Source organism: Frisingicoccus caecimuris (assembly GCF_004340975.1).
Taxonomy (GTDB): Bacteria; Bacillota; Clostridia; order Lachnospirales; family Lachnospiraceae; genus Frisingicoccus; species Frisingicoccus caecimuris.
On sequence record NZ_SLXA01000003.1, the window covers coordinates 135439 to 155384 of the forward strand.

Here is a 19946-nt window from a genome sequence, read left to right on the forward strand (position 1 = left end):
AGATAGGCGGTGTGACATCTTGGTGAATCAAAATCAATTCCCGAAGCGACCTATAAGAAAAAAGCGTAGAAAACAGGAAAAGAAGTTTGGCAACAACAATCGAAAAAAATTGTTGATTGTTTTTATTGTGCTGCTCATATTTATTTGTGTTTTGATCGGACGATTGTTGTATATCAATTTATCCAGCAGCGATACATATGCGCGTATTGTTATGGCGCAGATGGATTATGATAGTAAAAGTATTCCCTTTAAGCGGGGAGACATTAAGGATAGAAATGGAACGGTTCTGGCAACCAGTGAAAAGGTGTATAATCTGGTGCTGGATCCCTATGTCGTATTAAATTCCAATGGCGACTGTGAGAAACCGACGGCAGAAGCTATTGAAGAGTATTTTGGCATAGACAAAGAAACGGTTTATGATGCATTGGATGAGAATCCGGACAGCCGTTACATTGTTTTGGCTAAAAAACTAGATTACGATACGGTAAAAGCTTATCAGGACTTTATGAATTCGGAGGATGAGCAGGATCAGAAGGATAGTGCACTGGTTAAAGGTATCTGGTTTGAAGAGGAATACCTGCGGCAATATCCTTATGACTCATTGGCTGCTTCTCTGATCGGTTTTACAGTCAGCGGCAATCAGGGGACCTGGGGGCTGGAAGGCTATTATAACGATATGCTGAATGGGACGAATGGACGGGAATACGGATATCTGTCGGACGAATCTGATTTTGAGCGTACGACAGTGGCGGCAATCAATGGTTATAATGTAGTATCGACCATTGACCTGAATATTCAACGGATTGTGGAAAAGTATGTGGCACAGCTGGGCCAGGAACGGGGAAGCAAGCATACGGGTGTCATTGTGGCGAATCCGAATACGGGAGAAATTCTTGCAATGGCAGATTCACCGACCTTTAATCTGAATTCACCAAGGGATTTGTCAGCATATTACAGCGAAGAAGAGATTGCAAATATGAGCGATGAGGAAGAAACGAATGCTCTGTATGATGTATGGCGGAATTTCTGTGTCAGCGATACATTTGAGGCAGGTTCAACGATGAAACCATTGACGATCGGCGCGGCGTTGGATGAGAATAAAGTTTCTACCGGGGACAGTTTCTTATGCGATGGCGGAGAGGACCTTTTTGATGGCGTGGGCACGCAGCATATTCCGTGTCATTATACCTACGGACATGGAACGACGACGCTTCAGGAGGCAATCATGTGGTCCTGCAACGACGCTCTTATGCAGATAGGAAATCGGATTGGAACAACAGATATGCTGAAATACCATCGTTTGTATGGTTTTGGCCGGGCGACGGGAATTGATCTGCCGGGAGAAGCCGGAGCAGAAAGTCTGGTATTTAATGAATCCACGATGGGAAGCTTTGAACTGGCGACCAGTGCTTTTGGACAGGGCTTTAACCTGACGATGGTTCAGATGATCGCGGCCTTTTCATCAATTGTAAATGGCGGACACTATTATCAGCCCCATGTAGTTAAAGAAATTACAACAGAAAGCGGTCATGTAGTGAAGTCCTTTGATAAGGTACTTGTGCGCAATACCCTTTCAAAAGAAACCTGTGACTGGCTGAAGGAAGCTATGCATCAGACTGTTGCTGATGACGGCGTGTATACCACGGGTACAGCGGCCAGAGTTGACGGTTATACCATCGGCGGCAAGACCGGTACGGCAGAAAAAGTACCGCGTGGTACCGGAAAATATGTCGTATCCTTTATTGGATTTGCACCAGTAGAAGATCCGCAGGTCGTTGTATATGTTGTTATTGATGAGCTTCAGGATAATCAGGAAGACAGCAGTGCTCCGACAAAAATGGCCGGCGATATTCTAAAGGAGGTCCTTCCTTATCTTCAGATATTCCCAAATAATGGCGAAGGATCGGAAGAGACCAGTGGTGATCCGGGAAATTATCAGTGGGGTGCAGAGCCAGAAACAAATGAAGATGGTACACCGATTGAAAATGAAGATACAGAAGATGAAGATATAGAGGATAACGAAATAGTGGATGAAGCTGGCGATGGTTATGTTGAACTCGAGTGATTCGACGGAATAAACAGACCTGGATGGTATAAACACGGAAGAATATTAATATAGTATACTAAATGTCCGTAGGAAGGTTTCATGTTTCATGGAAACAACAAAAACCTATCAGCGCAGGAAAATGCTGTTTGTCCTGTTGATGCTGATATTTTTGCTGGCGGTACTCCTTGCCCGCATGTGGTATATCATGGTCAATCGTTCCCAACATTATAAAGAGCGGGCGGATGATCTGCATGAAAGGGAGCGGGTAATCAAAGCGGAACGAGGAATTATTTACGACAGAAATGGAGTGGCTCTTGCTACAAATCAGTCGGTATGTACCATCTCCGTCATTCACAATCAGATCACGGATCCGGAAGCAGTCATTCAGGTGTTGTCTGAAACACTGGAGATGGATGAGGAAAAGGTCCGGAAGCGGGTGGAAAAAGTATCTTCCATTGAGAGAATCCGCTCAAATGTTCCGAAAGAAACCGGTGATCTGATCCGAAGTTATAAACTGGCCGGTGTTATGGTGGATGAGGATTATTCCAGATATTATCCATTTGATGCACTGGCAGCAAAAACCATTGGATTTACCGGTGGCGATAATCAGGGGATCATCGGTCTGGAGGTCATGTATGATGATTATCTTCAGGGAGACGAAGGGCGAATTCTGACGGTGACAGATGTCCGGGGAATCGAAGTTGAAAACAGTGCGGAGACCCGGGTGGATCCTGTGGTGGGTGAGAGTCTTCACCTGAGTCTGGATTATAATATTCAATCCTATGTCACTCAGGTGGCTGAAAAAGTCATGAAGCAGAAACAGGCAAAAAGCGTTTCGGTCATCCTTATGAACCCACAGAATGGTGAGATTTATGCCATGGTCAATGTACCGGAATTCAACCTGAATGAGCCTTTTACACTGATTGACTCCATTACAGATGATGGAGGTGTTAATACTCAGGATTTACTGAATCAAATGTGGCGTAATGGCTGCATTAATGATACATATGAACCCGGTTCCACATTTAAGATCATTACGGCCACATCGGCTCTGGAAAAAAATGTGGTAACCTTAAATGATACATTTTCATGCCCTGGTTTTCGGATCGTGGCGGACCGGAAAATACGGTGTCATAAGACGGGTGGGCATGGAAGTGAAACCTTTACCGAGGGCTTTATGAATTCCTGCAATCCGGTGTTTATGGATGTGGGAGCCCGGGTGGGGATTGAAGGCCTGTATGAATATTTTGAAAGGCTTGGGCTGTTTGAGAAGACCGGAGTGGATCTTCCGGGAGAAGCTACCTCTATCATGCATAAGATAGAAAATGTCGGCGCTGTGGAACTGGCGACCATATCCTTTGGTCAGTCCTTTCAGATTACGCCTCTGCAGCTTCTTCGGGCGGTGAGTGCAGTCATTAACGGAGGAAATCTGGTAACTCCTCATTTGGGTATGTATACGACCGATGGGGAAGGAAATACGCAGACGGTTTTCGATTATCCGGTAAAAAGCGGGGCAATCAGCAAAGAAACATCGGAGACGATGAAAGAATTGCTTGGATTGGTCGTATCTGAGGGTACCGGAAAAAATGGTCAGGTAGCCGGATATGATGTCGGGGGAAAAACTGCGACATCCCAGAAATTGCCGAGGGGTTCCGGGAAGTATATTGCTTCCTTTATCGGATTTTCACCGGTGGAAGATCCGAAGATCATTGGTATCATTCTGATCGATGAGCCGGTGGGAACCTATTATGGCGGTACGATCGCAGCGCCTGTGATGAGTGAAATTTATGAAATGGTCCTGCCCTATCTGTTTCCTGAGGATAAACAGGAAGAGACACAGGAAGAAACAGGGGACGATTTGTCCTGAAAGACTTTACAAGGTTAGGGTAAGGTATTATAATTCTTAATTTGGACAGAATACGAAAGAATTCAACGAGAGGTGTCATTATGAAATATACAATTGTGTTACCGGCAATCATTGCTTTTGTGATCAGCGCACTGTTGTGCCCTGTAGTCATTCCATTTCTTCAAAAATTAAAATTTGGACAGTTTATTCGCGATGAGGGACCAAAAGCTCATCAGAAAAAGTCAGGAACTCCGACCATGGGCGGTGTCATTTTTATTGTCAGTGTGATCGTCACATCACTGTTTTATATGAAAGATTATCCGGCCATTATACCGGTTGCTTTTTCTACACTGGGATTTGGTATTATTGGTTTTATGGATGACTATATTAAGGTGGTCAAAAAACGGAATCTCGGGCTGACGCCTTTGCAGAAGATGGCAGGACAGTTCGTGATCACAGGTGTGTTTATCTATTATTTGATGAATTTCACAGATGCTGGTACCGGAATTCTCATTCCGTTTACTGGTGGTTTTGAAAATGGATTATACATCCATCTGCCATGGTGGCTGTTCATTATCTTTATGTTTATTGTATTTCTTGGGACAGTGAACGGAACCAATTTTACAGATGGGCTGGACGGCCTGCTTTCCAGCGTGACTGTGTTGGTGGCTGTATTCCTCACCGTGGTATCCATGGGAATCAACAGCGGCTTATCACCGATAACAGCGGCGGTCGCAGGCAGCCTTTTAGGATTTTTATTGTTTAATGTGTATCCGGCGAGAGTCTTTATGGGAGATACAGGGTCATTGGCCCTGGGCGGCTTTGTGGCTGCCACAGCCAGTATGATGAATATGCAGTTATTTATCATCATTTTTGGCTTGATCTATCTGGTCGAGGTTGTTTCTGTTATGATTCAGGTGACATATTTCAAAAAGACCGGAGGAAAACGATTCTTTAAAATGGCGCCAATTCATCACCATTTTGAATTGTGCGGCTGGCCGGAGACAAAGGTTGTTGCTATTTTTTCTATTGTGACAGCTATTTTATGTCTTATTGGTTTTTTAGCGCTTTAATAGAAAATAAATCGGGATGAACGGGAGGAAAACACATATGGATTTGAGAAATAAGACGGTGCTTGTAGCCGGCACGGGAATCAGTGGGATAGGCGCAGCCGGGCTGCTTATGAAAACAAATGCAGATTTGATTCTTTACGATGGAAATAGGGAACTCACAGCCGAAGAAATCCAGGCAAAGCTTCCTGAGAAAAAAAATATCAAGATTATTATCGGTGAGTTGACGGATGAAATTATCCGTACATTGGATATCGCTGTTTTGAGCCCGGGAATTCCGACGGATGTGGATTTTGTGAACCGAATGCGGAATGCGGGGGTCCTGATCTGGGGTGAGCTCGAACTGGCGGATCAGTTTGCAAAGGGAACCGTTCTTGCAATTACCGGAACAAATGGAAAGACGACGACCACCACACTGGTGGGGGAAATATTGAAAAATTATTACAGAGAAGTTCATGTTGTGGGAAATATTGGAACATCCTATGCCGGTGTTGCGATGGATACAACGGATAAAGGTTATGTGGTGGCTGAGACTTCCAGTTTTCAGTTGGAAACCGTAGATGAATTTCATCCAAAGGTAAGTGCTATTTTGAATTTGACGCCGGACCATCTGAATCGACATCACACAATGGAAGGCTATGTTAATGCTAAAAAAAATATCATGAAAAATCAGACGGCCGGAGATTATGTCATTCTTAATTATGACGACCCATTGACCCGGGCCATCGGTGAAACTGCTGTACCTCAGGTAATCTATTTTTCCAGCACTCAGGTTTTGGAGAATGGATATTTTTTCCATGATCGGAAAATCTATTATGCCTGTGACGGTGCTCTGGAGGTTATCTGCAGTGCCGGCGGACTCAAAATTCTCGGCCTTCATAATATGGAAAATATCATGGCGGCTGTGGCTATGGCACGGTGTGTTGGCGTGCCGATGGAAAAAATCCGGGAGACGATCACCTCATTTATGGGTGTGGAACACCGGATTGAGTATGTGACAGAAAAACGGGGAGTTTCCTATTATAATGATTCTAAGGGAACGAATCCGGATGCGGCTATTAAAGCGGTCCAGGCGATGGTACGTCCGACACTGCTCATCGGCGGCGGTTATGATAAGCAGAGTACCTATGACGAATGGATAGAAGCCTTCGGCGATAAGGTGCGTTATCTTGTGCTCCTTGGAGAAACGGCAAATAAAATTGCCGAATGTGCCCGTCGTCATGGATTTGAAAATATAATCATGACAGAAAGCCTGGAAGAGGCAGTAAAGGTCTGTTCACAAAAGGCTGAGAAGGGAGATGCGGTATTGCTTTCTCCAGCCTGTGCAAGTTGGGATATGTTTAAGAGTTATGAAGAGCGGGGACGAATGTTTAAAGAATTTGTCCATAAACTGGCGGATTGAAACTTGAGAGAGTAGAGGTGATGAACGTGGCGCGGGAAATGACAGCAACTGAAGAAAAAAAGAAGAGAGCCCGGGTAAAGACTGAAAAGTATTTTGATTATAGTCTGTTGTTCATCGTTATCTTTCTGGTCTGTTTTGGCCTTGTAATGATTTATAGTACTAGTGCTTACAATTCACAGATTGAAAATAACGGGGATTCCTTTTTTTATCTGAAGCGGCAGTGTATGATGGCGGTTCTTGGATTGACAGGAATGGCGGTGATCAGTCGTATTCCATATCATTTTTGGAAACGGTTTACGTTTATGGCGTATATTGTCATTAATCTGCTTTTGGTTTTGGTTCTTATATCCGGTGTGGCCAGTCACGGACAGCGTCGATGGATTCAGATTGGACCGATCCAGTTCCAGCCCTCCGAGGTGGCAAAGGCTGTACTGATCATTTTCCTTGCCCATGTGGCGAGCCAGGCGGTAAAACAGCTTAAGAGCTGGCGGGGGGTTGTCAAATGCTTTGCACTGGCGCTTCCGATGGTTCTGCTTGTTACAGTCTCCAATCTGAGTACGGGAATCATTCTGTTAGGAATTTCATTTATTATTATTTTTGTTGCAAGCAATCAGTATAAAATATTTTTTGGTGTTGTCGGGGCCGGTATCGGTGTTATGTTTATCTTCCTGCAGGTGGCGGCCTACCGTATGGACCGTATCGAAGCCTGGCTGCATGTGGAGACTTCCGAGTATGGCTACCAGACACGGCAGGCGCTCTATGCCATTGGTTCCGGCGGTGTTTTTGGCAAAGGCCTGGGACGGAGTATTCAGAAGCTTTCCTATGTTCCTGAAGCTCACAATGATATGATTTTTTCAATTATTTGTGAGGAGTTGGGGCTGTTCGGAGCCATTGCCATTATTTTGTTATTTATTTTACTGCTCTGGCGATGTATGATTATTGCAAATAATGCACCGGACCTGTATGGTGCCCTTATTGTTATTGGGGTTATGGCCCAGATTGGCCTTCAGGTCATCATTAATATCGGTGTTGTTACGAATACACTGCCGAATACGGGGATACCGCTGCCGTTCATCAGTTATGGCGGTACGTCGGTTACCTTTCTTCTCTGCGAAGTAGGGTTAATATTGAGCGTTTCGCGGAGTATTAAATTTAAACGATAACAGGAACATTTAAAAGACTTCCGCATAGAATATGTTATAGTCTGTGTTCGGAGGTAATTGATGTGTCATCCTATCTGATATCTGGCGGCAGGCCGCTCAGCGGCCAGCTTCATGTGCATGGATCAAAAAATGCGGCTCTGCCCATTATTGCCGCATCACTTTTACATCAGGGAGTGACGGTCATCCGGGGATGTCCGGATATTCTGGATGTAAAATACATGGTGAGAATACTTCGCAGTATTGGCTGTGAGGTAGTTCATCAGGGAGATATGCTTCGCATTGATGCGTCGGAAATCCATCTGGAAAATCTTTCACGGGAATGTATTGGAAAGATGCGTTCTTCAATTTTGCTTTTAGGAGCAGTGTTGGGGCGCTGCCATCATATGGTCCTGGATTATCCCGGAGGCTGTACCATAGGAGCGCGTCCGGTAGATATCCACCTGCGGGCTTTAGAACAGATGGGTGTACATATTGAGGAACAGGATAGGGAGATTTATTGTGAGACCGATGGATTATCAGGAGCGAGAATCGTACTGCCTTATCCAAGTGTCGGAGCAACGGAGAATCTGATGATGGCCGGAGCAATGGCCGAGGGAATTACATGGATACAAAATGCGGCGAAGGAACCGGAAGTGACAGACCTTGCCGGTTTTCTGGAGGCGATGGGTGTAAGTATTTACGGCGCCGGGACGGACAGAATCGGCATTTTGGGCAAATGTCCGTTGCGGGACACTGAATACACGGTCATGACAGATCGGATTGTCGCTGGTACCTATCTGTTAGCAGCTGCCGGAAGCGGCGGCGAAATTGAACTTTTTGATGTGGCAGAGCAGCATATCCACTGCCTGCTGCATTTATGTGAAGCCATGGGGTGTGAAGTCCGAATGACGGACCGGGGAATTTTTCTCAAATCTGCCCGGAGGCTTTTTGCGATTGAAGATATTCATACCCAACCATTTCCGGGGTTTCCAACGGATCTGCAATCTCAACTGATGGCGGTCCTCTCCACAGCCAGGGGAGAAACTACGATTTATGAGCATATTTTTGAAAATCGTTTCCGGACGGCTGAAGAACTTCGGAAAATGGGGGCGGATATACAAATAAAAAATAACAGGGCTGTGATCTGCGGCGTCGGAAAATTAAAGGGCTGTCATGTATCTGCAAGAGATTTGCGGGGCGGAGCGGCGCTCATAATTGCGGGCCTGATGGCGGAAGGTGATACTATCGTCGAGAACTCCATCTTTGTAGAACGTGGTTATCAGGATATATGCAAAGATTTGACACAACTTGGTGCAGAAATTCGACATTGCAGGGATACCCGTAAGGGTGAGATTATTGGAAAATAGGTGGATATACCGTGGATAAGAATTATTATCAGGATGAAGAGCTTGAAGAGTTTGAAGAATTTGAAGATTTTGAAGATTTAGAACAGGAATTGGAAAATGATGAAGATGGGGAAGCCGTTTGGGATAAGGAAAGGGATAGAAGAACTATTCCAAAACGCCATCGCGGACTGAAAATCATTGCTGGCATATTTATCATTTTGGCGGTGGCCGTGGGTGTTGTGATCTATGGCTTTCGTTTGGAGGAAGTCCGGGTGATCGGTAATAAAAATTACACGGCCGATGAAATTAAAACACGGATTGGCTTTCCTGAAGATGCTCCGAACACATTAATCTGTTATTTGAAATATTTCAGGTACAAAGTGGAGGATATTCCATTTCTGGAAGATGTTCAGGTGAAAATAGAAAATAGAAATATGATCTGTATTGAAGTTGGTGAGACGGATATTCTTGGATGCCTGAAAGAGGGAAAAAACTATTTCTATTTTGATGATAATGGTGTGGTTCAGGAGGTGTTGTCTGAGCGGAGGGATACAGTTCCGCTGATCACAGGTGCTGAAGCCGGCGACCTGGAGATCGGTCAGACTATATCCATAGAAAATCGGACAGTCTACAAAGGAGTAATAGAATTATGCCAGCTGCTTGTGGATCATGATATTGCCCCAGAAGAGATAGAGATTGGAGAAGATGGATATTTTACAGTCTATATAAATGAAGCAATCCGGATAGGGTTTGGAGCGCCGGTTCTGTTGGAAGGAAAAGCCACAGAATTGGCCAATATACTGCCAGAACTCCTTAATATGCAGGAAACAGACCAGATTCGGGGAATATTGCATCTGGAGAACTATGATTCGACAAAAAATTCTATTATATTTACGAAAGAAAATTAAAAGAAACGGTTGATTATTTTTACGAAAAACTATATTATATAATATGATAGTGCAAATTGAGAAAAAAGATATTAATATTAAAAGGAGGAACTACCTTGCTTGAGATAAAAACAAACGAAATGGATGCAGCAGCTAAAATACTTGTCATTGGTGTCGGCGGTGCCGGAAATAATGCAGTAAATCGAATGATCGAAGAAAATATTGTCGGTGTAGAATTCATTGGCGTAAATACAGATAGACAGGCTTTACAGTTATGCAAGGCCAATCAGCTTGTTCAGATTGGCGAAAAGTTGACAAAGGGACTTGGCGCTGGAGCAAAACCGGAAGTAGGAGCAAAGGCTGCTGAGGAAAGCGTGGATGAATTGACAAAATTGATCGAAGGCGCCGATATGGTATTTGTTACCTGCGGTATGGGCGGCGGCACAGGTACTGGTGCAGCTCCGGTAGTTGCAGGTATTGCAAAGAGCCTGGGATGTCTGACGGTTGGTGTTGTTACAAAACCTTTCCGTTTTGAAGCAAAGCAGAGAATGGTAAATGCCAATATGGGTATCGAAAATCTGAAAGAAAATGTAGATACATTGATTATCATTCCAAATGATAAATTACTTGAAATTGTTGATCGTCGGACTTCTATGCCGGAAGCTCTGAAAAAAGCGGATGAAGTATTGCAGCAGGGTGTTCAGGGTATCACTGACCTGATCAATGTTCCAGGACTGATCAACCTTGACTTTGCAGATATCCAGACAGTCATGAAAGACAAGGGTATTGCCCATATCGGTATCGGTGAAGGTCATGGTGATGAAAAAGCTCTGGATGCTGTGAAACAGGCTACGACAAGTCCATTGCTTGAGACAACGATTGAAGGTGCCACAGATATCGTTATTAATATCTCCGGTGATATCGGCCTTATTGAAGCAAACGAAGCGGCTATGTATGTTGAAGAGCTGGCGGGCGAATCTGCAAACATCATCTTTGGTGCGATGTATGATGAAAGCACACCGGATACATGTTCGATCACAGTTATCGCAACTGGCCTGGAAGCACAGGAGAGTGCCGGACAGACTTCGACTTTCATGAAGAAAGCAAATGAGCGTCCAGCATTTAACAGCGGTGCATCTTCATTCAAGACATCGGCTCCGACTCAGAGAACACCGATCACAAAGAGTGAGACGACTGTTGGTACAAGTACCATCCAGATTCCAAGTTTCTTACAGAAGAAATAATATTTAGCACAAAATGCCTCAGGAAATCCCGTCAAACGGTTTCCTGAGGCATTTTTTCATGGGAAAAGGAAGGAAAAACCATCCTGAATTTGGAAGAGTAGTTGCGGGATGCTTTTTCTTATTCACGTCGGTCTATATAGGTAAGCACTGCGAAAATCACCAAAATGATGGAGATTCGTTTTGCATTTCTGGCGACACGACCGGACTTCATTAATAACAAAAAAGTGTTCTTTGAAAAACCGTTTCAAGGTTTGGAAAAGAACACTTTTTTGTTTTCTTTTTTGCACGTTTTGTAGAAAGCGGCGGAAACATTTTATGGAACCGGGACAACCGTTTGACAAAATATTTTTCTCCTTTGCGTTATAATAGGATCAATCATTTTCAGGAGGTGATTTGAACCCGTTATTAACCGCTTGTCAAATAGAATAAAGTTTTCTTTCTCACATTCTCATCCGATAAAATCTGTTCACCACCAGATTCTTTTATGCGGGTGCTTCTTTCTGATCGGAAGTTTGTGCCCAATCATTTTCTACCACACCCATTTTACAAGAGAATATCGATTAAAAAATTGCAGTGGAAATCTACAAATACATCTGAACGGACGTATTGTGACCATCAAAGCGCTTTTAGATACGGGAAATTGTTTATATGAACCGCTGACCGGCAAACCGGTTTGTCTGGTGGAATATGGACGTCTAAAGACCTGCCTGAAGAATGGAACGGTTATTCCGGGAATTCGGGCGATTCCGTATCACTCCATTGGGAAAAAACATGGAGTGCTACTGGGAGTTACGGTGGATAAGCTGATTTTTCAAAATCAGGGACGAAAATATGAGCAGAGTGGGTGCATTGTTGGCATTTATAAAGGAAAACTTAGCCAAAGTGGGGAATTTAGTGCTATTGTGCATCCGGATATTCTGAAAAAGTAATGTGTGCGGAAGGAGCAAGTTATGATATGTAGTGCAGCATTACCGGGAAAATTCCGATACGCGGCGCGTCGGAATCCTCAGAAGATGATTCGTCAAAGTGGTGGAGATATTTTTTATATCGGAGGCGCAGATGTATTGCCGGTGCCATTGGAAAATGAAGCTGAGGCGGAAGCTATAGGAATGCTTGGAACGGAAAAGGAAAAGGATGGCCGGGCAGTACTGATTGAACACAATCTGAGACTGGTTGTATACATTGCCAGAAAATTTGACAATACGGGAATCGGCGTGGAAGATTTAATATCTATAGGAACAATTGGACTGATCAAAGCGATTAATTCATTTAATCCGGAAAAAAATATTAAGCTGGCGACTTATGCGTCGCGTTGTATTGAAAATGAAATATTAATGTATTTGCGGAGGAATAATAAGACGCGCATGGAAGTGTCCATTGACGAGCCGCTGAATGTCGACTGGGATGGCAATGAACTTCTTTTGTCAGATATTCTTGGCACAGAAGAGGATGTTATTTATAAAGGCATTGAGGGAGAAGTTGACCGTATGCTTTTAAATAAAGCAATTGATAAGCTGTCTCCAAGAGAGCAGACGATCATCAAGCTGCGTTTTGGGCTGAATACGAAGGACGGATATGAACGGACACAGAAGGAAGTAGCAGATCTGCTCGGCATTTCTCAATCCTATATATCACGTCTGGAGAAAAAAATTATGAACCGGTTAAAAAAAGAAATCAGCAAAATGAGTTGAAAACCTCTTTTTTGTCAAGCCCCAATAATTTTTTTATTTTTAAGAAAACCGTATAATAAAATTTCATAATGTGAAAAATCTTTACTGTACTTCAGTTGACAAACAAGTGTGGTAAGGAGGATTCTTATTATGGCTCAGGGTAAGGTTGAAATATGCGGTGTTAATACGTCAAAGCTTCCTCTCCTTAAAGAAGAGGAGAAGGAAGCTTTGTTTTTACGTATTAAAGCAGGAGATATGGAGGCAAAGGAAGAATATATCAAGGGAAATCTCCGACTGGTACTCAGTGTCATTAAACGTTTTTCCAACAGCAATGAAAATCCGGATGATTTATTTCAGGTTGGCTGTATCGGGTTGATGAAAGCTATCGACAATTTTGACTTGAGCCAGGGAGTAAAATTCTCGACTTACGCCGTACCGATGATCATTGGTGAAATCCGACGGTATCTTCGGGATAATAACAGTATCAGGGTGAGCCGCTCTCTCCGTGATACTGCCTATAAAGCAATTTATGCCAGAGAGGCATTTATCAAAAAGAATAACCGGGAACCCTCGGTCATGGAGGTGGCCGGGGAAATTGGTATCAGCAAAGAGGATATTGTTTTTGCCATGGATGCGATTCAGAGTCCCGTATCTTTATATGAACCGGTATATACGGAAGGCGGCGATAAACTGTGTATTATGGACCAGGTCAGGGACCCGAAAAACACGGAGGCAGCCTGGGTTGAGAATATTGCCTTGCAGGAAGCCATAAATAAGCTTGGTGACAGGGAGCGGAAAATTATCAAAATGCGTTTTTATCAGGGAAAAACTCAGATGGAAGTGGCCTCAGAACTTTCCATATCCCAGGCGCAGATTTCCAGAATTGAAAAAAATGCTCTGAAAAGTATGCGAAATTATCTTCAACAATAAAAATATTTTAATAAAGAACGCCGGACAGGAAATTAATCCCGTGTCCAGCGTTCTTTTTCATCTTTATATTTTATATTCAGCCAGTTGACGGCCTGGGTCAGTCCTTCCGGCGAAAATTCGAAGGTTTCCCACGTCTTTTTTGTCTCGTCGGTTTTGTCAAAACAAAAGGGCTGAGGCCATATACAGATTTTTAAGACGATTTTTTTCTCTTCTGAATTCTCAGCAAGAGGGATTTCTGATTTTTCCATTCGGTATCGCATTCCCTGATAGCTGCCGGTAAAGGGTTCCTTTTTTAAAAAGGAAATGGGCATAACATCTTTGATATCAATCATAATGCCACCTCGTTTTCTGTTCCAAGATATTTGACAGTTTCATAGGGAATCGGACCGCCGAACAAATCCAGCGCGCTGCCGATGGTCACATTGATATGGTTCTGTCCCAGTTCTTTTAATATGCGAAGGTCCTCAAAAGAACCCACTCCGCCTGCATAGGTGACCGGACGGGCAGTAAAGCTGCCGAGGAGCTCTGCCAATGGCTTTTCAATACCGGAGGCCTTGCCTTCCACATCGACAGCGTGAATTAAAAATTCATCACAGTATGGGGACAGCATTTCCATAGTTTCCAGGTTCATTTTCACAGATGTAAACTTTTGCCAACGGTCAGTGACAATATAATAGTCGTTGTCCTTTTTTCGGCAGCTTAAATCGAGAACAAGATGTTCGTTGCCGATCAGTCCCGCCAGATCCTTCAAACGGTCAAAATGGATTTTACCATCCTTAAAGACATAAGAAGTTACAATGACATGGGAAGCTCCTGCATCCAGGAAACGGCGGGCATTTCCGGGATGAATACCGCCTCCAATCTGAAGTCCGCCCGGATAGGCTGTCAGGGCGCCGAGGGCCTGAGCCACATCTGCCTCATAGTATTCCGAAGATTCCGGGTTCAGCAAAATGATATGACCGCCGTGGATCCCATCTTTCCTGTATTGGCTGGCATACCAGGCCGCATCCTGTTCCGACACAAAATTTTCTTTAGCCTGGTTGCCTGCATCCTTTAAACTGCCGCCGACAATCTGTTTCACTTTGCCATTATGTATATCGATACATGGTCTGAATTGCATTTTCATACACCTCACTGGAATTATGAGAAAAATTATAGTATAATTTACTCCGTATTGCAAGAAAAAGGAAAGTAAGGAGCGATCAGAATGGCAAAAAAGAAAGATGCCGATATCAATAAAACGAATGCCATGCGGCTTTTAGAGCAGGCAGGCATAGCTTTTCGGATAGAAACCTATGAATTTGATGAAGAACATTTGAGCGGAGAGCACGTGGCTTCCCAGGTCAGCCTTCCGGCGGACCAGATTTTCAAAACCCTTGTTGTTCGTGGGGATAAGCAGGGCATCATGGTTTTTTGTGTTCCGGTAACTATGGAGCTGGATTTGAAAAAGGCAGCGAAAGCGGCCGGAGATAAAAAAATTGAAATGACCCATGTCAAAGAATTGCTTGGCTTGACCGGTTATATACGCGGCGGCTGTTCGCCTATTGGTATGAAGAAAAAATACCCGACATGGATTGATGAAACGGCCATGCTTTATGACGAGATCGCTGTCAGCGGCGGTGTCCGGGGAATGCAGATTATTATTCATCCGGAAGAATTAAAAGATTTTACCGAGGCAGTTTATGCAGATGTTACCCAATAAAAAGTAAAAGCAAATCCGGTGGTCACCGGACGGAAAGTGGCGCATAACATAAAATTAAGAAGTATTTTATGGGGTGCAGCATGCGTATTTGCGAACTTCGCCAGAAAGAAGTCATTAATGTTCGGGATTGTCAGCGCATTGGTTTTGTGGTGGATGTGGAATTTGATCCCAAGACGGGAAACATTTGTCAGCTGATCATTCCCGGTCAGGGAAAATGGTGCGGTCTTCTGGGCAGGGACACAGAATATGTAATTGGCTGGAAATGCGTCCGGCAGATTGGTGCGGATATCATTCTGGTGGACGTTTGCATGGAGGAGATCATGCGCCATTGCGAAGGATAAAAAAGAACAATAAAAGCGGACAAAAATAATGCTTTTGAATGCCGCTTTATCGGAAATATATCAGAAGGTCTTTTGTAATACGTGCCAGCTTTCGAGATTTTGTGAAATAGTTTAAAAATGCTTATTTGCTATATCCTACGCGAACGCAACTGTTCGGATATCAAATGGTAAAAATGTTCCAGAATATTTGTAAAAAAACAACCTGCTTTTTCGGGGATAAAATCAGACATTTTTGAAGCTATGGGCGTTTGAAAAAATGTCTGTAATAGAAGTTCCCGAAAAAGCAGGTTAGATTTTTTCTTAAATATTCTGGAGTTTTTGAAACTTTGATATCCGAACAGTTTTGGACGCACGTAGGATATAGCAGCTATATTTTAAAAACTATTTCACAAAATCTGACGAAAGTCTGTACAATGATTACAAAAGACCTTCTGATATAAAGACCGACAAAACGACATTCAAAGGGATTTTTTTATTGACCACCTTTATTTCCTCGATTATAATGAATTTATTGAGGAGGGTAAAAAGATGAAGTGTCCATTTTGTGGGGAGGCAGATTCAAAAGTTATTGACTCTCGTCCGGCGGAAGATGGAAATTCCATACGTCGGCGCAGACAATGTAATGCCTGCCAGAAAAGGTTTACAACCTATGAAAAAGTTGAAACGATTCCTTTGATTGTCATTAAAAAGGATAACAACCGGGAGCCTTATGACAGGCAGAAGATTGCTTCAGGTATCATCCGCTCCTGCCATAAACGGCCGATTTCGGCGGATCAGATCAATAAACTGGTTGATGAGATTGAAACAGAAATTTTTAATCGGGAAGAGCGGGAAATTCCGGCTCAGGATATTGGTGAGGTTGTTATGAATCGGCTGAAGGATCTGGATGCAGTAGCTTATGTCCGTTTTGCTTCTGTGTACCGTGAATTTAAAGATGTGAACACCTTTATGGATGAGATTAAAAAAATTTTAAAATAAGAATTTATGCAGGCGGGATCCTTTTTTGAGGGATTCCGCCTGTTTTCTGCTATTTATTTTTCGAATCAATGATAATCGTCACAGGTCCGTCATTGACCAGCTCGACAGCCATGTTTGCGCCAAATTCACCTTCGGCTACGGTGAATCCCAGATTTCGGAAGGCTTTTATAAAATCCAGATAAAAAGCTTTGGAAGGCTCAGGAAGACCGGCATCAATAAAACTTGGCCGATTTCCCTTCTTTGTATTTGCAAATAATGTGAATTGGGAGATGATCAAAAGTTGGCCGTCGACATCTCTTAAGGAAAGATTCATCTTTCCTTCGGTATCTTCAAATATACGAAGTCCGGAAATTTTTTTGATCAGATAGTCCATATCTTCTGTGGTGTCATCTTTGGCTACACCAAGAAGGATAACAAATCCTCTGCCGATTTCTCCGTGAATCTGTCCGTCGATCGTTACTTTGCCCCGGCTGACTCTCTGTATAACTGCTTTCATCGTAATGACTCCTTTCCCTTCGGCCGTATGCGGCCTGGTTTTATTATATCTGGCGGGAGCGGCAGCGTCAAATATGAGATGAAAAATGTAAAAAAAGGAAGATGCTTTATAGTTGAAGAATGGCGTACAAATTGATAAAGTAGAATCAGGTATTGCCTTTCGAGAGAAAGGTCAGGGATTTATGTTTTGTAAAGTCTATAGTGCGCTTTGTTTGGGTATTGAAGGATGCATTGTCCGGGTAGAAGCGGACATGAGCAACGGTCTTCCGGCATTTCAGATTGTAGGGGAACTGTCTTCGGAAGTTCGTGAGTCTGGTGCGCGGATCTGTACCGCCATGCGGAATTCAGGTTTTTCACTGCCTCCCAAGCGCTATCTGATTAATCTGGCGCCTGCCGATTTTCGAAAGTCAGGAACCGGTTTTGATCTGCCTGTTGCTGTGGCGCTTCTATGCTGCATTGAGCATGTTTCTCCAGAATTTCTTGAAAACAGTATATTTATTGGTGAACTGGGCTTAAATGGTACACTTGTTCCGGTCAAAGGGATTCTTTCGATGGTCAGCCAGGCTGTAAAAGAGGGGTTCAGTAATTGTTTTGTTTCAGTGGAAAATGCCGAAGAGGCGGCGATTGTATCTGAAATGCGGGTCTTTGGCGCCAGAACTTTTTCGGAAGTCATTGATCATCTCCAGGGGAAAAGAAAACTATCTCAAATATTGGTTCCGACGTCGGAAAAAAATGAAAAAGAGAGAAAATATCCGATGGATTTTGGGGATATCCGCGGGCAAGAGACGGCGAAACGATGCATGCAGATTTGTGTGGCCGGGCATCATCATTTACTTGTTATTGGGCCGCCGGGGAGTGGAAAGACAATGATGGCGGAGCGTCTTCCCTATATCCTGCCGGAGATGGCGTTTGAAGAACAGATGATGGTGACAAAGATTCACAGCGCAGCGGGACAACTGAAACCGGGAAGTGGATTGATGACCTGCCGCCCTTTTCGGAGACCTCATCATTCGCTATCTGACAAAGCGCTCGTTGGGGGTGGAGCAACTCCGACTCCGGGGGAAATCAGTCTTGCTCATGGAGGTATTTTATTTCTGGATGAATTTGCCGAGTTTTCAAGAAGTGCAGTGGAATCTTTGCGTCAGCCGTTGGAATCCGGGGAGGTCTTTGTTCATCGGGTACGGGGAGATTTTTGTTTTCCGGCAAAGCCCCTGGTGGTAGCGGCCATGAACCCCTGCCCCTGTGGATATTATCCGGACAGAAAGCGCTGTCGCTGTACATCGAGCCAAATTCAGAAATATATGGCGAAGATCAGTGGACCAGTGCTGGAACGTTTGGATTTGTGTGTATATATTCGCCGTGTGGATTATCGTCATATGACCGACGAAGGTTCCGGCATGGATAGTCGCCAAATGCAGGTGAAGATAGAACGGGCCGGACAGATACAGAAGGAAAGATTTTCCGGAGAAAATATCCGATATAACAGCGAAATGGAAGGACAGATGCTGGAAAAATATTGTGGCCTGGACAAGGAGACACAGCGCTTTTTGGAAAAGGCATATGAAAAATTTCATTTATCTGCCAGAACTTATCAGAAGATTCTTAAAGTGGCCAGGACCATCAGTGACATGGAAGGAAGCCCCAAAATTCAGATGGAGCATGTGGCAGAAGCTGTTGGGTATCGACTGCCTGATGAAACCTATGGAGGTGGCCTATGGGGCTGACGGAAAGAGAATGTTGGTTTTGGATGTGCAGCCGTCCGTGGCTTGGTGTTCGTTCTATTGACAAACTATTGGGATATTTTAAAACAGCGAAGAATATTTATTATGGAAGAAACTCACAATATACGGAGGTTAAGGGCTTAAGTGAGAACATCCGAAAACGGCTTGAGCAGTGTGTGGAAAAGGATGAAACACTGCTGCGGCGGGATATGTCCCGGCTTGAAAAATCAGGCGGTCATTTTGTATGTCGTATAGACAGGGAATATCCGGAAAAGCTCAGACATATTTATGACGCACCGGCCGGGCTGTTTTACTATGGTCATCTTCCTGAAAAAAAGCGGCCGATGATTGCTGTCGTGGGAGCGAGAGAAGCCAGTGGATATGGTCTGGCTTCCGCCAGATACTTTGCCGGGGCGCTTGCGGAAATGGGAATCGATGTTATCAGTGGATTGGCCCGGGGCGTGGATGGAGAAGCTCACCGGGGGGTATTAGAGAACAGCCGGAGTTTACCGGAGAATGTTTTCGAAGCGGGACAGACGTGGGGCATACTCGGATGTGGATTGAATATTTGTTATCCGAGGGAAAATTACAGTCTTTTTGAACAGATGAAGGTTCGGGGTGGAATTTTAAGTGAATATGGTTTGGATGTGAAGCCGGAGCCCTGGCGTTTTCCGATGCGTAACCGGATTATCAGTGGATTGGCTGACGGAATTTTTGTTATTGAAGCAAGGGAGCGAAGCGGCGCCCTTATTACGGCGGAAGCCGGACTGGAACAGGGAAAAAATATTTATGCTCTGCCCGGGCGCTTTAACGATGCATTAAGCCAGGGCTGTCATCAACTCATTCAGAGCGGGGCCAAGCTTGTTTTTAAGCCGGAAGATATTGCGGAGGATTATGACATTTCCTCGAATGGTCTGAAAAGCTGGCATGGAAAAACAAAACTTGCACTTGATAATTCAGAACAATTGGTGTATGCTAGTTTAAGTTTAAGCCCAAAAGATGTGGATGCCATTTCAGCAGAGTGTGGACTTACTTTATCGGAAACCTGGAAGACTTTGCTCAATCTTGAACTGGAAGGGTGGATACGTCCGATGGGAAAAAACCTGTATATACGCAGCATTTAGG

The 19946-nt window shown here is 43.9% G+C and carries 19 protein-coding genes; 16 read left to right on the forward strand and 3 right to left on the reverse strand.

Annotated elements, in window-relative coordinates; genetic code table 11:
• Positions 1 to 112 precede the first annotated feature (112 nt).
• The 11 genes from EV212_RS04740 (at position 113) to sigG (ending at position 13584) form a co-directional block, all read left to right on the forward strand.
• Entirely contained in the window at positions 113 to 2065 is a 1953-nt protein-coding gene (locus EV212_RS04740) for a peptidoglycan D,D-transpeptidase FtsI family protein (RefSeq protein WP_243115461.1), read from the forward strand.
• 88 nt (positions 2066 to 2153) lie between these two features.
• Entirely contained in the window at positions 2154 to 3914 is a 1761-nt protein-coding gene (locus EV212_RS04745; RefSeq protein ID WP_132089650.1) for a peptidoglycan D,D-transpeptidase FtsI family protein, read from the forward strand.
• A gap of 80 nt (positions 3915 to 3994) precedes the next feature.
• Positions 3995 to 4966, forward strand: coding sequence for a phospho-N-acetylmuramoyl-pentapeptide-transferase (gene mraY, locus EV212_RS04750; protein ID WP_132089652.1), 972 nt, complete (start codon positions 3995 to 3997; stop codon positions 4964 to 4966).
• A 37-nt stretch (positions 4967 to 5003) separates the two neighbouring features.
• The gene (gene murD, locus EV212_RS04755; protein ID WP_132089654.1) at positions 5004 to 6365 is read left to right on the forward strand and encodes a UDP-N-acetylmuramoyl-L-alanine--D-glutamate ligase; all 1362 of its coding nucleotides are present in this window, start codon (positions 5004 to 5006) and stop codon (positions 6363 to 6365) included.
• 38 nt (positions 6366 to 6403) lie between these two features.
• Positions 6404 to 7528 carry a putative lipid II flippase FtsW gene (gene ftsW, locus EV212_RS04760; RefSeq protein ID WP_132089990.1) on the forward strand — a complete coding sequence of 375 codons (1125 nt, stop codon included), beginning with the start codon at positions 6404 to 6406 and terminating at the stop codon, positions 7526 to 7528.
• A 62-nt stretch (positions 7529 to 7590) separates the two neighbouring features.
• Positions 7591 to 8874, forward strand: a complete 1284-nt coding sequence (murA, locus tag EV212_RS04765) for a UDP-N-acetylglucosamine 1-carboxyvinyltransferase (RefSeq protein ID WP_165873300.1) — start codon at positions 7591 to 7593, stop codon at positions 8872 to 8874.
• 11 nt (positions 8875 to 8885) lie between these two features.
• Entirely contained in the window at positions 8886 to 9761 is an 876-nt protein-coding gene (locus EV212_RS04770) for a cell division protein FtsQ/DivIB (RefSeq protein ID WP_132089659.1), read from the forward strand.
• Between the two features lie 95 nt (positions 9762 to 9856).
• Entirely contained in the window at positions 9857 to 10984 is a 1128-nt protein-coding gene (gene ftsZ, locus EV212_RS04775) for a cell division protein FtsZ (RefSeq protein ID WP_132089662.1), read from the forward strand.
• A gap of 413 nt (positions 10985 to 11397) precedes the next feature.
• Positions 11398 to 11913, forward strand: a complete 516-nt coding sequence (locus tag EV212_RS04780) for a sigma-E processing peptidase SpoIIGA (protein WP_165873301.1) — start codon at positions 11398 to 11400, stop codon at positions 11911 to 11913.
• 84 nt (positions 11914 to 11997) lie between these two features.
• On the forward strand, positions 11998 to 12675 hold the full coding sequence (gene sigE, locus EV212_RS04785) for an RNA polymerase sporulation sigma factor SigE (RefSeq protein ID WP_330570467.1): 678 nt from the start codon (positions 11998 to 12000) through the stop codon (positions 12673 to 12675).
• Between the two features lie 129 nt (positions 12676 to 12804).
• On the forward strand, positions 12805 to 13584 hold the full coding sequence (sigG, locus tag EV212_RS04790; protein ID WP_132089670.1) for an RNA polymerase sporulation sigma factor SigG: 780 nt from the start codon (positions 12805 to 12807) through the stop codon (positions 13582 to 13584).
• Positions 13585 to 13616: 32 nt separating this feature from the next.
• Here sigG and EV212_RS04795 read toward each other — a convergent pair whose 3' ends face one another.
• Positions 13617 to 13916, reverse strand: coding sequence for a hypothetical protein (locus EV212_RS04795; RefSeq protein ID WP_132089673.1), 300 nt, complete (start codon positions 13914 to 13916; stop codon positions 13617 to 13619).
• Positions 13913 to 14704, reverse strand: coding sequence for a phosphoribosylformimino-5-aminoimidazole carboxamide ribotide isomerase (gene hisA / locus EV212_RS04800; RefSeq protein ID WP_132089676.1), 792 nt, complete (start codon positions 14702 to 14704; stop codon positions 13913 to 13915). The genes EV212_RS04795 and hisA overlap by 4 nt, the downstream gene beginning before the upstream one ends.
• 111 nt (positions 14705 to 14815) lie before the next feature.
• Here hisA and ybaK point away from each other — a divergent pair, with 111 nt between their 5' ends.
• The 3 genes from ybaK to nrdR all read left to right on the forward strand — a co-directional run bounded on the left by ybaK (position 14816) and on the right by nrdR (position 16605).
• A complete protein-coding gene (ybaK, locus tag EV212_RS04805; RefSeq protein WP_132089993.1) occupies positions 14816 to 15286 on the forward strand; it encodes a Cys-tRNA(Pro) deacylase in 471 nt (156 codons plus the stop codon).
• An 80-nt stretch (positions 15287 to 15366) separates the two neighbouring features.
• A complete protein-coding gene (locus EV212_RS04810) occupies positions 15367 to 15627 on the forward strand; it encodes a YlmC/YmxH family sporulation protein (RefSeq protein ID WP_132089996.1) in 261 nt (86 codons plus the stop codon).
• 528 nt (positions 15628 to 16155) lie between these two features.
• On the forward strand, positions 16156 to 16605 hold the full coding sequence (gene nrdR, locus EV212_RS04815) for a transcriptional regulator NrdR (RefSeq protein WP_132089679.1): 450 nt from the start codon (positions 16156 to 16158) through the stop codon (positions 16603 to 16605).
• 49 nt (positions 16606 to 16654) lie between these two features.
• On the opposite strand, the gene dtd is transcribed toward nrdR, so the two are convergent.
• Entirely contained in the window at positions 16655 to 17101 is a 447-nt protein-coding gene (gene dtd / locus EV212_RS04820) for a D-aminoacyl-tRNA deacylase (protein ID WP_132089682.1), read from the reverse strand.
• 112 nt (positions 17102 to 17213) lie between these two features.
• On the opposite strand from dtd, the gene EV212_RS04825 reads away from it, so the two are divergent.
• Positions 17214 to 18824: a YifB family Mg chelatase-like AAA ATPase gene (locus EV212_RS04825; RefSeq protein WP_132089685.1), complete on the forward strand. Its 1611-nt coding sequence runs from the start codon at positions 17214 to 17216 to the stop codon at positions 18822 to 18824.
• Complete coding sequence (gene dprA / locus EV212_RS04830; RefSeq protein ID WP_132089688.1) at positions 18815 to 19945, forward strand: DNA-processing protein DprA; 1131 nt, start codon at positions 18815 to 18817, stop codon at positions 19943 to 19945. Before EV212_RS04825 ends, dprA begins: the two co-directional genes overlap by 10 nt.
• Position 19946 lies beyond the last annotated feature (1 nt).

What these genes read in the sequence shown, in the direction of transcription:
- EV212_RS04745 (WP_132089650.1), top strand. Translation starts at nt 2,154, where the DNA reads ATGGAAACAACAAAAACCTATCAGCGCAGGAAAATGCTGTTTGTCCTG.
- mraY (WP_132089652.1), top strand. Translation starts at nt 3,995, where the DNA reads ATGAAATATACAATTGTGTTACCGGCAATCATTGCTTTTGTGATCAGC.
- murD (WP_132089654.1), top strand. Translation starts at nt 5,004, where the DNA reads ATGGATTTGAGAAATAAGACGGTGCTTGTAGCCGGCACGGGAATCAGT.
- ftsW (WP_132089990.1), top strand. Translation starts at nt 6,404, where the DNA reads ATGACAGCAACTGAAGAAAAAAAGAAGAGAGCCCGGGTAAAGACTGAA.
- sigE (WP_330570467.1), top strand. Translation starts at nt 11,998, where the DNA reads ATGATTCGTCAAAGTGGTGGAGATATTTTTTATATCGGAGGCGCAGAT.
- sigG (WP_132089670.1), top strand. Translation starts at nt 12,805, where the DNA reads ATGGCTCAGGGTAAGGTTGAAATATGCGGTGTTAATACGTCAAAGCTT.
- EV212_RS04795 (WP_132089673.1), bottom strand. Translation starts at nt 13,916, where the DNA reads ATGATTGATATCAAAGATGTTATGCCCATTTCCTTTTTAAAAAAGGAA.
- hisA (WP_132089676.1), bottom strand. Translation starts at nt 14,704, where the DNA reads ATGCAATTCAGACCATGTATCGATATACATAATGGCAAAGTGAAACAG.
- EV212_RS04810 (WP_132089996.1), top strand. Translation starts at nt 15,367, where the DNA reads ATGCGTATTTGCGAACTTCGCCAGAAAGAAGTCATTAATGTTCGGGAT.
- nrdR (WP_132089679.1), top strand. Translation starts at nt 16,156, where the DNA reads ATGAAGTGTCCATTTTGTGGGGAGGCAGATTCAAAAGTTATTGACTCT.
- dtd (WP_132089682.1), bottom strand. Translation starts at nt 17,101, where the DNA reads ATGAAAGCAGTTATACAGAGAGTCAGCCGGGGCAAAGTAACGATCGAC.
- dprA (WP_132089688.1), top strand. Translation starts at nt 18,815, where the DNA reads ATGGGGCTGACGGAAAGAGAATGTTGGTTTTGGATGTGCAGCCGTCCG.